9 protein-coding genes are annotated in these 12,857 nt (G+C 64.2%); 2 read left to right on the forward strand and 7 right to left on the reverse strand.

The window, feature by feature from the left end:
* Positions 1-22: 22 nt before the first annotated feature.
* Entirely contained in the window at positions 23-3,508 is a 3,486-nt protein-coding gene (locus OKW38_RS28485) for a DUF2126 domain-containing protein (RefSeq protein WP_429364244.1), read from the reverse strand.
* A 325-nt stretch (positions 3,509-3,833) separates the two neighbouring features.
* Here OKW38_RS28485 and OKW38_RS28490 point away from each other — a divergent pair, with 325 nt between their 5' ends.
* Positions 3,834-4,934: a zinc-binding metallopeptidase family protein gene (locus tag OKW38_RS28490; RefSeq protein ID WP_090810223.1), complete on the forward strand. Its 1,101-nt coding sequence runs from the start codon at positions 3,834-3,836 to the stop codon at positions 4,932-4,934.
* Positions 4,935-5,052: 118 nt separating this feature from the next.
* On the opposite strand, the gene OKW38_RS28495 is transcribed toward OKW38_RS28490, so the two are convergent.
* The 6 genes from OKW38_RS28495 to OKW38_RS28520 form a co-directional block, all read right to left on the reverse strand.
* Entirely contained in the window at positions 5,053-6,357 is a 1,305-nt protein-coding gene (locus OKW38_RS28495; protein ID WP_429364246.1) for a DUF3443 domain-containing protein, read from the reverse strand.
* A gap of 11 nt (positions 6,358-6,368) precedes the next feature.
* Entirely contained in the window at positions 6,369-6,818 is a 450-nt protein-coding gene (locus OKW38_RS28500) for a DUF2844 domain-containing protein (RefSeq protein WP_429365545.1), read from the reverse strand.
* 821 nt (positions 6,819-7,639) lie between these two features.
* A complete protein-coding gene (locus OKW38_RS28505) occupies positions 7,640-8,383 on the reverse strand; it encodes a reverse transcriptase domain-containing protein (RefSeq protein ID WP_244144978.1) in 744 nt (247 codons plus the stop codon).
* Positions 8,384-8,387: 4 nt separating this feature from the next.
* Complete coding sequence (locus OKW38_RS28510) at positions 8,388-9,764, reverse strand: IS4 family transposase (RefSeq protein WP_090812824.1); 1,377 nt, start codon at positions 9,762-9,764, stop codon at positions 8,388-8,390.
* Positions 9,765-9,883: 119 nt separating this feature from the next.
* On the reverse strand, positions 9,884-10,480 hold the full coding sequence (locus OKW38_RS28515; RefSeq protein WP_244145221.1) for a reverse transcriptase domain-containing protein: 597 nt from the start codon (positions 10,478-10,480) through the stop codon (positions 9,884-9,886).
* Between the two features lie 1,095 nt (positions 10,481-11,575).
* Positions 11,576-12,001 (reverse strand): phasin family protein, encoded by a 426-nt coding sequence (locus OKW38_RS28520; RefSeq protein WP_090807197.1) that lies wholly within the window; start codon positions 11,999-12,001, stop codon positions 11,576-11,578.
* A gap of 244 nt (positions 12,002-12,245) precedes the next feature.
* Between OKW38_RS28520 and OKW38_RS28525 the strand changes: the two genes are divergently transcribed.
* Entirely contained in the window at positions 12,246-12,596 is a 351-nt protein-coding gene (locus OKW38_RS28525; protein WP_429364248.1) for a hypothetical protein, read from the forward strand.
* The last annotated feature ends 261 nt before the right edge of the window (positions 12,597-12,857 follow it).

A 12,857-nucleotide genomic window follows, 5' to 3' on the forward strand; every position in this document is an offset into this window, starting at 1 on the left:
TGATGTCAGTGATGCGTGTTTTTCAACTGTGGCGCAGATCGAGTGTGAACGGAAACTCGAGGCTGCGCTGCGGCGTGCCCACGGCGAGCGGCCCCGGCGTATGACCCGACGCAAAGAAACGCGAGCGTCGCCGGCTTTCCGCCTCGTAGGCGTTGACCGGGAAGGTCTGATAGGTGCGCCCGCCCGGATGAGCGACATGATACTGGCATCCGCCGAGCGAGCGGCCGCTCCATGTGTCGACGAGGTCGAACGTGAGCGGCGCGTGTACGCCGATCGTCGGATGCAGCGCCGACGACTGCGACCACGCGCGAAAACGCACGCCGGCCACGTACTCGCTGACGCGGCCGGTCGGCTGCAAAGGCACCGGCACGCCGTTGACGCTCAGCACGTGACGATTGCCGTTCAACCCGAGCGCGCGCACCTCGAGCCGCTCGACCGACGAATCGACATAGCGCACCGTGCCGCCGCTGGCGCCCTCCTCGCCCATCACGTGCCATGGTTCGAGCGCATTGCGGATCGTCAGGTCGATGCCGCTCAGCGTCATCTCGCCGACGAGCGGGAAGCGGAATTCGAAGTGCGGCGCGAACCACGCGCTTTCGAAGGCGAAGCCGGCTTCGCCGAGCTCGGCGAGCACGTCGTCGAAATCCATCTTCACGAAGGTGCCGAGCAGGAAGCGATCGTGCAACTCGGTGCCCCAGCGGGTGAGCCGCTGCGTGTACGGCATGCGCCAGAATCGCGCGACCAGTGCGCGCAGCAGCAGTTGCTGCACGAGACTCATGCGCGCGTGCGGCGGCATCTCGAAGCCGCGCAGCTCCAGCAGGCCGAGGCGGCCGGTCGGGCCGTCGGGCGAATACAGCTTGTCGATGCAGAACTCGGCGCGGTGCGTGTTGCCGGTCACGTCGATCAGGATGTTGCGCAGCGCGCGGTCGATCATCCACGGCGGCAGGTTGCCGCTGTCGCGACCGCCCAGCAGATCGACCTGGCGTTGCAGTTCGGAGAACGCGATCTCGAGTTCGTAGACCTGATCGTTGCGCGCTTCGTCGACGCGCGGTGCCTGGCTCGTCGGTCCGATGAATAGCCCCGAGAACAGATACGACAGCGACGGATGGTTGTGCCAGTACGCGATCAGGCTCGCGAGCAGATCGGGCCGGCGCAGGAACGGGCTGTCGGCCGGCGTCGCGCCGCCGAGCACGAAGTGATTGCCGCCGCCGGTGCCAGTGTGGCGCCCGTCGAGCATGAACTTCTCGCTGCTCAGATAGCTGTGCGCGGCCGACTGATAAAGGTACTCGGTGTGATCGACGAGCTCGTCCCAGTTCGCGGCCGGATGAATGTTGACTTCGATCACGCCGGGGTCCGGTGTCACCTGCAGCACTTTCAGACGCGGATCGCGCGGCGGCGGATAGCCTTCGAGCACGATCTGCATCTTCAGCTCCGCGGCCGTCGCTTCGACTGCGGCGAGCAGGTCGAGATAGTCGTCGAGATCGGTCAGCGGCGGCATGAATACGTGCAGTAGCGTACGGCCGCTGCCGAACGAATCGGCTTCGGCTTCCGGGCCGGCCGCGCGTTTCGGGTCGCGCGCCTCGACGCACACCGCGGTACGCAGCGTGTCCTTCGACGATTCGCCAAGCGCGGGCAGCGATTCGTCATGGCGCTGCGGCGCATACGCGAGCACGCCGCCGTGCGGCATGCCGCTCAGCAGATCGGCCGCCGGCAGCGACAGCGCGGCCGCCGGCAGCGCGCTGGTCTGTTCCTCGGTGATCTGCCGGCCCTCGCGCCCGCCTTCGTACTGCACGCGCAACTGCGCGGCCGTGCGCAGCGGCTGCGGCGGTGCGAACGGATCGTGCGCGTGCTGATACGGATAGTCGGTCTTCGACACCCACGGCAGCGATTCGAGCGGCAGCCGGTAGCCCATCGGCGAATCGCCGGGAATCAGATACATGCGGTCGTCGCGGAAGAACCAGCGGCCCGTGATCCACGTCGGCGTGATGCCCGGCGCGCCACGCTCGCGGCCGAGCGGCAGCACGTAGCCTGACGGACTCGCGAGCCCCGCATCGAACACGCGCCGCAGTCGCACGCGTTCGAGCTCGTCGTCGAGCCGCGCGTCGAACGGATCGACGTTGACCGGCAGGCGGCGCTCGCGCCACAGGTAGTACCAGGTGTCTTCGTAGCCGGGCTGGATGCAGTCGGGGTCGAGCGACAGCTTCGCGGCCAGATGCGCGATGAAACGTTGCGCGTCGGCGGCCGTGTAGCGGCCCGGCTCGCGTTCGTCGGCGAACAGGGCCGGGTTGTGCCAGCACGGCTCGCCGTCGGCGCGCCAGTACAGCGACATCGCCCAGCGCGGCAGTTGCTCGCCCGGATACCACTTGCCCTGGCCGATATGCAGGAAGCCGTTCGCGCCGTAGCGGTCGCGCAGCCGGTCCACCAGCGCGACCGCGTAGCCGCGCTTGGTGGGTCCAAGCGCGTCGGTGTTCCATTCGGCGGCGTCGCGATCGCGCACCGATACGAAGGTCGGCTCGCCGCCCATCGTCAGTCGCACGTCCATGTCGGCGAGTTCGTAGTCGACCCGCGCGCCCATCTTCAGCACGTCGTGCCACGCGGCTTCGCTATACGGCTTCGTGACGCGCGGCGACTCGAACACGCGTTCGATCGACATCGTATGTCCGAACTCGACCTCGCTTTCGTCGACCGCACCCGAGATCGGCGCCGCGCTGCCCGGCTCCGGCGTGCACGCGACCGGTATGTGCCCTTCCCCCGCGAACAGCCCCGAGGTCGGATCGAGCCCGATCCAGCCCGCCCCTGGCAGGTAGACCTCGCACCACGCGTGCAGGTCGGTGAAGTCGACCTCGGTGCCGCTCGGGCCGTCGATCGATCTGACGTCGGGCGCGAGCTGCAGCAGATAGCCCGACACGAAGCGCGCCGCGAAGCCGAGCTGCCGCAACGTCTCGACGAGCAGCCAGCCCGAATCGCGGCACGAGCCCGCCGCATTGGTCAAGGTTTCCTCCGGCGTCTGCACGCCCGGCTCCATCCGGATCAGGTAGCGGATCTCGCGTTGCAGCCGCTGGTTCAGCGCCACCAGGAAGTTCGCGGTGCCGGCCGGCGTGCGGTCGATGCTCGCGACGAACTCGGCGAAACGCGGCGTCATCGGCCGCTTCACGCGGTAGGGCGCGAGTTCGGCCGCCAGCTCCGGCGCGTAGTCGAATGGAAATTGCTCGGCCGACGGTTCGAGAAAGAAGTCGAACGGGTTGTAGACGGCCATTTCGGCGACCAGATCGACGCTCACCTTGAACTCACGGGTCTGCTCGGGAAACACGAGCCGCGCCTGATAGTTGGCGAACGCGTCCTGCTGCCAGTTGATGAAGTGCCTCGCGGGTTCGACGCGCATCGAGTACGACAGGATCGGCGTACGACAATGCGGCGCGGGCCGCAGCCGCACGACCTGGGGTGACAGCGTGACCAGCCTGTCGTAGCGGTAATGGGTAACGTGATGCAACGCGACGCGTATGGACACTCCGGACTCCTCGACGAAGGGGGGCAGCCCGCCAAAAAAGCAAGCTCTATGCCGTTGCTGGATAAACCCGTATGAATCGTTTGGTGTTGTCTGAACTGCGTTTGCGTTGCGTACCTCGCGCCCTGCCGCGGGCTCGCCTCGGACCGTGCACCAAAGCGGCGCAGCGCCGATGCACGATCATGACCGTACTGTGCGTTAAAGCGGTGACGTCTTGCAATCGCGGCATGAAGATTGCGACCGGCTTTCGTCCGCTATCGCGTTGATGATGCCGCTTACCATGGCTCATCATCGCAAACGACATAGCACCGATCACGAGGCCCGCCCGATGAAAACCTTCCACTGCAATCGCTGCGCGCACCTCGTGTTCTACGAGAACGTCCGCTGCGAGCGCTGCGAGTCGCTGCTCGGCTATCTGCCTGAACTGCGGGAAATCAGCGCGTTCGGGGACGCCGGCGACGGCCGCTGGCGCAGCCTGCATCCCGAGGCGAATGGCGCGCTGTTCCGACAATGCCACAACTACGCGGTCGAAAACGTCTGCAACTGGATGATCCCAGCCGATTCGCCCGACACGCTGTGCTACGCCTGCCAGTTGACCCGCACGATTCCGAACCTGAGCGAACCGGAAAACCGGCTCTACTGGTACCGGCTCGAAGTCGCGAAGCGGCGTCTGCTGTACACGCTGGGCGAGCTTGGCCTCGACGTGCGATCGCGCGACGCGGACCCCGAGCGCGGTCTCGCCTTCGAGTTTCTCGCCGACGGCGGCGCCGGCAAGCCCGTGATGACCGGTCACGACAACGGGCTGATCACGCTGAACATCGCCGAGGCCGACGACGCGCATCGCGAGAAAGTGCGCACCGCGATGGGCGAGCCGTACCGCACGCTGCTCGGCCACTTCCGCCACGAGACGGGCCACTACTTTTTCCGCCACCTGATCGAAACCGAGCCGCGCTGGCTCGAACCGTTTCGCAAGCTGTTCGGCGACGAGCAGGCCGACTACGGCGAAGCGCTGGACGCCTACTACCGCGACGGCGCGCCGGCCGACTGGCAGGCGTCGTACATCAGCGCTTACGCGACGATGCATCCGTGGGAAGACTGGGCGGAGACATGGGCGCACTATCTGCTGATCGTCGACGTGCTCGACACGTCGACGTCTTACGGCCTCGCGCTGCTGCCCGACGATCCGAGCGAGCCGACGCTGACCGACCGCACGCCGGTCGAGGACGCGAGCTTCGGCAATCTGATGAAGCGCTGGTTTCCGCTCACCTATGCGCTGAACAGTCTGAATCGCAGTCTCGGCATGCCCGACGGCTATCCGTTCACGCTCGCCGCGCCGGTGGTCGACAAGCTGCGCTTTGTGCATCGCGTGATCGCGGCAGCGGGTGACAAGCGCGACAAGCGGGGCGACCGCGAGCCAACAAGCGCATAAAAAAGCCCGCCGCCGGACCGGCCGGCGGCGGGCGCATATGACGCGCATCATCGAGCCGCGAGCAACCGGCTACCCGCGCCCGGCTCGCCACTTCAATACGCGACCTCAGTACGCCACTTCAGTACGCCACATAAGGCCCCGTCCCACCCGGCGTCGACTGCTGCTCGATCGCCGCATAGACATTGCGACCGTAGAAGAACGGCAGCCCCCAGTCGAACACCGTCGACGTGACGAATGCCGGGCCCGCGAGCAGCGGCAATGCCGAGTCGCCGCTATCAGTCTGCGCGATCGACATCGCATTGCCGACGCTGAACGTCACCGCGCTCGTCGCGCCATTCACGCCTTCGATCATCGCGCTCAACTGCTGCGTCGAGCTCGGGCAGTAATAAGCGCTGTTCGGGCTCGCGCAGGCCGGCATCAAGGTGGTCTGGAAGAAGAGTCCCGTCGAGCCGCTGTCCATAATGCTGCGCGTATACGTGGTGCCGTTCTGCACCGTCGTGAACGTGCCGTTCGATGGGCTCACACCGACCACCTGCGCCCCGCCGAGCGCATTGTTGCTCTGCGTGCCGATGCCGAACACGAGTTGCCCCGACACCGATGGCGCGCCGCCCGACACAGTCGGCAGACTGAGCATCGAGCCGTTGTTGTCGGTCGCGAAGTATGGCACCGGATTGGCGACCTGGTACGTCTGCGCGAGCGGTATCGACGTGCAGCTGGTGCCGCCGCAACCATAGTAGGTCGCGGGGATCGCCTGCTGCACGCAGTTCGCGCCGCAGTCGTGCTTGAACACGCCGATGCCGAGAATGCCGTTCGCCTGCAAGGCGGCCGGCGTATTGCGCGCCGCGCCGACGGCCGCGCAATCGCCCGGCAGCGACGCGTAGCCCGGATCGATCACCTGGATCGGCAGCGCAGCGGCTTTTTCGCCGGCGATCTGCACATCGGCGAGCTTCACCGCGCCCCACGTGTAGCCGTCGAAGAACTGCATGCATTCGGCAACCAGGTTGCCCGAGCCGTCCTGCTGCTGCGGCAGGCTCATCGACGCGGGCAATTGCGACGCGAACACGCGCACGCCCCACGAGCCGGTATCGACGAGCACGTGATCGATCGTCTGGCAGTTGCTGGTGCCGGGCGCGCAGATCGTGACGCTGACGAACGGCATGTTCGGCACGTTGCTGACGCCCGAGTCGACCGTCACGCGCACCGCGTTGGCGGCCAGCACCTGCGGCGACGGCGACGTGTTGGTCACGGTCGAACCCGACGAGCTGGTCGAGCTGCCCGAACCGTTCGAGTTGCTGGAGGTGCTCGAATTGGCCGTGGTGCTCGCGCTGCCGCCCCCGCCGCCGCCGCACGCGCTCAACAGCAGCGCCAGAACCACGACGGGCGCCGCACCCAGCAGAGTCATCCACGAAGACCTGGATCGCATGATTCGCTCCGTTATTGAATAACGCTGACGTCGACGCCCGCGGGCACCGCCTGCGGCAGATAGGCGTAGCCGGTGAACGCGCGCAGATGGCCGCTCGAGAACACCACGAGGTCACGGTTCGAGACCGCGAGCGGCGCGCCGCGCCGCGCCGCGCTGGCGGCCACGTAGGCATCGAAGGACGCGCCGAGCGTCGCCTTCAGATCGGGCAGCGTCGGGCCGTCCCACGCGACGCCGAACACGATGCCGTTGCCCGCCACGTATTCGCGCACCTGGGTGCCGGACGGCAGCGTCAGCACATGCACCGAATACGCGCCCTGTGCGCTGGCCGCGCGAGCAACCGCATGCAGGCGCGTCTGATCGCCGTCGACGGTGCTGGCGTTCTGGCCGAGCGTCGCGTGCGCGCCGAACGGCAACGCGCAGCTTGCCCCGAGCATTGCGCAGGCAATGCGGGTGAGAAGCATCGGTTTCAAGAGATTTCCTTCGAGGTGAAACGCCGCGACCTGCATGTAGCCGATCACAAACGCGAGACTAGGGGCGCACACCTGACCGGCAAAGCCGGTTGCCTTCACGCCGGTTGGGCTGCGTGAATGCGTCTACGGAAAGGCGAGGCGAAACTTTAGTCAGGGGAATGGCGCGCGGCATCGTTTGCGGCGCGATTGAAACTGTTCGGAGCTGTTGAATCGATCGACCGGGTTTGATCAGCGTGGGCAAAAGCCTTTTGGCGACAATGCTTTGACGCTTATTCGGTTTCCGTCTGACATTCAGAACTGACCGACTGCGGAAATTGCGGCCGCCACGCGTAAAAGTTGCGAACGTGAGCAGCGCTTGTTCATCGATGTAAGCGTCTGCCGCATAACGAGCGGGCGGAGTCCGCATTCCTCTGGCTACATGAGGCTTGCAACGCAAATCCCGACGGGATCGGGTAGGAGGCGGGGTTGCCCCCGCCGTCCTCCCACAACACCGGACGTACGGATCACGTATCCGGCGTTTCCTGACGACTGGATTGCTCCAGCGAGCTTCGTTTCGTGCGTCGTGTCGCCTGTCGTTCAATGGACACCCCAACCTCTCTCAGGCTTCCGGCCGTCAAGTTTGATCGCAGGCTCCCGGCTGTGCCGAGACTTGTGCCCAAACGCTCAGAGAGCACGCGTGACTATCCACTCTCGTCAGGTTCGGCCCTTCACTGCTCCGGTTCCGAGCCGCTGTTGGGTCGGAGGAGGCGCGCTGACGCGCTGGCCTCCGTCCGCCGCTCAAACTGCACGTGCCGTTTTCCGGCATGCAGCTTTCACGAAGATGCAGCATGCTGGGATGCAATAGAAGGTATCAGTTGCACAAGGTTGACTAACCCGAACTCACCATAGAGCCGCGCCTCGGGCAAGACCTTCCAGCCCATGTTGCGCCAGCGCTTGAATCGATGCGACCAGATGCGCCGCACGATCCATCGGTTGAGCCGGTTGAAGATTCGCCGGACGTGGGACCGCTTGTAGTAGTGCCCCCAGCCGCGCAGGATGGGATTGAGCCGTCCAATCAGCTCCCGCGTTCGAAGCGGCACACATCGCTTTGTAAGACGACGCACCTGATCCATGAAGCGCTGGACCGACTTCTCCCGGGGGTACGCGTACAGCGCACCCGACCGGGCGCCACTGCGGATCTTGGCTGCGGGCAGCGATAACTGCCGCCCACGCTTGATCTTGTAGCCGAGAAACTCGAATCCAAACCGAACATGCACAATCCGCGTCTTTTGCGGATTAAGTTGCACACCCAGTGCGCTCAGAATCTTCGTCGCCGCTGCGATGGCAGCGCGCGCTTCTGTCTGGGATGAACAGGTGATCACCCAGTCATCCGCGTAACGGGTAAGCTGGTAGCCCTTGCGCCGCATCTCCCGATCAAACGGCGTCAGGAGGATATTGCTGAGCAGCGGTGAAGCTACCCCACCTTGCGGCGTTCCACGCTCGCTTGGAAACAGACGACCCTTGCCGAAACTGCCGGCTTTGAGCATCGCCTTGATCAGGCCTAGTACGAATGGCACTTACTTAAGCCCGTGGAGCGTGCCCATATTTTTGGACGCGCTCACGTGCGATGTGACGAGGCTCTTTCAGCCATGGGTAGGACTTCGGTCTTCGTTTGCGCATTCGTGGTTCGATGCGACCGGGGCGACTCCCAACGCAAGACTGCGTGATCAGGTTGAACAGGAGACTCTGGTTGTGAGTTGCCGTCAGACCTCTGGCCAGCCATTCAGTCCATAACTGCACCGTGTGTTTGAAACTCAGTGTTCTCGGGTCAGTGGCATGGTGACTGGCGGCCTGAGCCATCAGCAGCCGAATCACGTTGTAGGCCAGCAGATGGACCCAGATCTCCTTTTCGTTCATGTGGGCAGTCTGGCAATGCAGCACATCCATGCCCATCGTCGTCTTGATGTTACGTAGATCCAGTTCCACGTTCCAGCGCCTGGCATACAACTGCGAGAGGTCCTGTTTGCTGGTCTTGCGTGCATCAAGCATCGTGGTGACCAGCACCCGGTGATGCAGCCTGGACTCGCGCACCATCAGTTCATCGGGGAAGGCCTGGTACTGCTCATGCGTCATCCAGTCAGGACGCTGCCGGGGTTTGGGCCACGTCACAATGTGATCGCGCGTGCCCAGGGACCGGCCTCGCCGAAAGTCGGTGCGGCGTGCCCCATGCTGTTCCATCACGACGTCCACCCCGGCGGCGATCATTGAGGCCATCAGAAAGTAGTGGCAGTACAAGGCATCGGCGACGATCACGTCACCTTTGCGAAACGTGCCTTGCAGCATGCGAAACGCCGTCAGCTCCCCGCTGCCTTTGCCCGCGTAAGTTCCGACCGCCGACTCCAGTACTGCGCCGCTTGCCAGACAGATCACCGCAACCAGATAGGCCAATGGAAAGCCCACTCCTTCGGCCTGAGCACTGGACTGCGGGAAACGGGCCTGGTTCGACGGCGTATCGGGCATCGAGATCCCGGTGCCGTCAACCAGCTTGACCGGGCGCCCGCGCCACTTCCAGGCAGCCTCGGCCTGCTCATGCAGTTGGCGCCCCGTCTCGCGCGCCAACTCCCGCACCATCGTCAGCGGCAGTCTCTGGCGAGCGCGGCAGTAGCCTCCCGTACGCACACTCATGGGCCGCAGCCCGTCGGCAGCTCGCTGCGCCGCCCACCCGTTGACTGCCTTCTGACAGGAGGCGTCCTCTTCCAGCGCCTGGCGCATGAACATCGACAGTGTCACCGTCGGCGGATACAGCCGTTCCCGATGTTCTGGCAAATACGCTTCCGTTATGCCCAACAGCCCCGGGCTCGTCAGTATGTTGAAGTAGTCTACCGCCTGGGCCCTGCACGCCCGGCTTTGAACCCTGCTTCGTGTTTGCCTGTGATGACTTCGTGCATTACGATCCATGGGGGCTGATCTTTGGAATGAGACGGTGTTTGCCTGGTAACAACCATCGTATCAATCCCTGGATCAGCCCCCTCCCTTTCTCTTCAAGCACTTACCCGCGTCTTCTCCTCCATGTAGGCTTAAGTAAGTGCCATTCGGCCTAGTACCCGACCGTCAGCGATGCGCTGGGCAACGAGCGACAGAAGTTTGTCATGGTCAACTGATCCAAAGAAGTCCTTCAGATCAGCATCGACAATCCATTCCTTGCCGCTCTCGATCTCCTTCCAGATCTTGCGCAAAGCGTCGTGTGTCGATCGCCCTCGCCGATAGCCGAAGTTGGCGTCGTCGAATACCGGCTCGAAGATCGGCTCCAGACGGTTGAGCAGCGCCTGCTGGCATACGCGATCATAAATCGACGGTATGCCGAGATTGCGGAACTCCCCCGGTTTGCCGACTTTCGGGATCGAGACCTGCCGAACTGGTTGCGGCTGATAGGTCCGCGCACGCAGTTCCGCCTGCAGGCGGTCCAGATGCTGGTCCGCCTGTTCGGCAAAGTCTGCCACGCTGATTCCATCGACACCGCCACTTCCCCGGTTGGCCCGGACCCGCTCCCAGGCGACTTCCAGATTCTTCCGTTGATAAACCTTGTCAATTAATGAGTGGACCTTCCTTGCTTCCATCGGGTTAATCCAGTCAGACAGTCTCCTCGGGCGCGGATGTACGGGTATTTCGCTCATGGAACTGATCCTCCTCCGTGTCCTTACTCACTGTCGTCCGGGTTCTTCCCAATCATCTTCGCCGGCTGCCTTCCCCGACCCACTTCTGTCGCCGATCGCTCGGTCACGTAGTTTTGGCCACGCTTCAGGTACTACTCAGCCGTCCGACTACTGACACAGCACCGCTCGCCACTTCGCTCCTCGCTTATAGGCTCACTTCCCGCGGTGCCACCCGCGGACTGTGCCAGTTCTCCTGGGGTCACACGCTGTTCTTCCGTACCGTGCCGTCCGCAAACACCTTGGTGCGGTGGGTGAATGAGAACGCCTTCGCCTCCATAGTGCAGGCTCGACCTTGCCCCACCTTTGGCCGACCGGTTCGTCATCGGGGCAGCCCCCATCGACTACGGCCCGGTACTTCTCCTCATGCCCTTCGGATTCCGCCTCACGGCGGACACCCTGCCCTCCGGAGAACTGCGAGATGCTGGCTTCAGGTCCGCCTTGTCCGTTTCCGGCTTTCGCCTTCATGCCCAGTTAGACGTCTCCATACCTTCCCACCTCTCTCCGGCCAGCGAGGCATTACCCCCGCTTTCGGATATGGCGCCCCTCATCCGGGCGCCAGAGGGACTTCAACCCTCCGGAACAACGCGCTGCCCAGCGCACACTATGGCCTCTGCTGACTCCCGCCAGCCCATCCCGGCACCTTGCGATGCCAGTAGCACAAGGCAGACTGACGGGGCTCCCAGGGTAATGCGCGCGACCTTCCTGCTTATGCCTGTCGGATCTACGTCGTGGCGTTCCGTGCAAGTATTGGGCTTTACAGATCTTGGACTGCTCACCCCGCCACACCGCCTGATATCCGCTTCCTGTTCGTCAGGCCAGCATTTTGCCTGCGGCTTCCTTCAGATTCCGCCTTACGACGGACACCCTTGCCGTTCAGCTAGCACTTCCCCTTGCCGGGTGTGCAGAGGACTTTCACCCCCAAGTCATCCGGCTCGCCACCACAGCGGGTCGGACAGCGCCAGTCACGGCGCTGCGCGCCATGCCTGGCGCACCAAAAAAAGCGGAGGGCCTGGCGGCCCTCCGCGTCATAGAATCGTCCGGAACTCGCGGCGTGCGCTACTTCTTCGGTTGCTGAAGAAGCGACTTCAACTCCTGCACGTTCTCCTCGACGCGTTTCGCGATCACCCCATACGATTCCGCCTGGGTCTGATACGCGGCTTGTGCGAGCTGTTGCATGTCGGCGAGCGATTTGTGCAGGCTCTGCTGGATCAGCTCCGCGGTTTTGCTCGACGGCGCGGTGCCGGCCGCCGTGAGCTGCACAGTCAGCGCCTGTAGCTCGCCCAGCGTGGTGCGCAGCATGTCGGCCTGTTTCTGCGCGAGCGACTGCATCCCCTGGAATGCTGTCTGATTCGCCTGAACCAGCGCTTCCATGTCCTTTCGGCGCGCTTCCATGATGGCGGGCACGTCGAATCCGGGGAGCTTGAACTGCTCCAGCATTTTGGTTAGATCGCCAAACGGATTGGCTGCATCGGGTCGGTCCATGCGAAATCCTCCTTGCGGTTGAAGACTCATCGCCTCTGCGTCGCCCGCACCAGGCGCGACGCCGATGCCGGCGGCTGCGTGTGCCGCGCGTGCCGCCACAGCAAGGTGCTTTTGGGGTCGCACGGCACATCGGAGCAATCATGCGCTATCCGGCTGGGTTGCGCCAGCGGACTCACCCTGGCGAAAACCGGTTCACGGCAACGTGCGTCGCTTCGGGGTCTGCGCCGCAGAGCCGCGCGCCGCTATGCACGACGGCGGCCCGCGCGGCGACGGGCCGCCGGGGCATGGTCCGATGATGGGTCATCCGAGCCCAGCTTTCGCGGTGATCAATGATCTCGAACAACTGCGCCGTCTGTACGCGCTAAACGGTCATGAAGGCGAGATCGTCGCCGTCTACCGCGACGTGCTGAACAAGACCCAGGACCCGATGCTGCGTCACTACGTGTACGACTCGCTCGCGCGCGAGCAGTTGAAGCCCGCCAATCCCGAGCAGGCGATCGCGACGCTACGCACGAGTCTCGCCGAAGATCTCGTGGCGGCGAACAAGGCGCCGCATGGCACGCCGCCGGGTCAGCCAGCGGCACAACCGCAATAAATTTCATCGCGAATTGCGAATAAAGCGCCGCGCCACGTGGCGCTTTTTCTTTGCGCCGGAGCATGCGAGCGCGATCGAGCGACCGCTGCATCGCCGCATCTCGCCGATGGGTGGAAGCGCTCCTGCCGCCCCGCCCCGCGCGGCTTTCCGCGGCTACGTTGCCTGTCCCACATTGGCGCTTCACTGATGCTTTTCATCTTCCGTCAGGTGATTACGATAGGAGCTCCGCAACGTCAGGGCAGGGTGAAGGAATGCGCTATC

This window comes from Paraburkholderia sp. MM5496-R1 (assembly GCF_050436205.1).
Classification (GTDB): Bacteria; Pseudomonadota; Gammaproteobacteria; order Burkholderiales; family Burkholderiaceae; genus Paraburkholderia; species Paraburkholderia tuberum.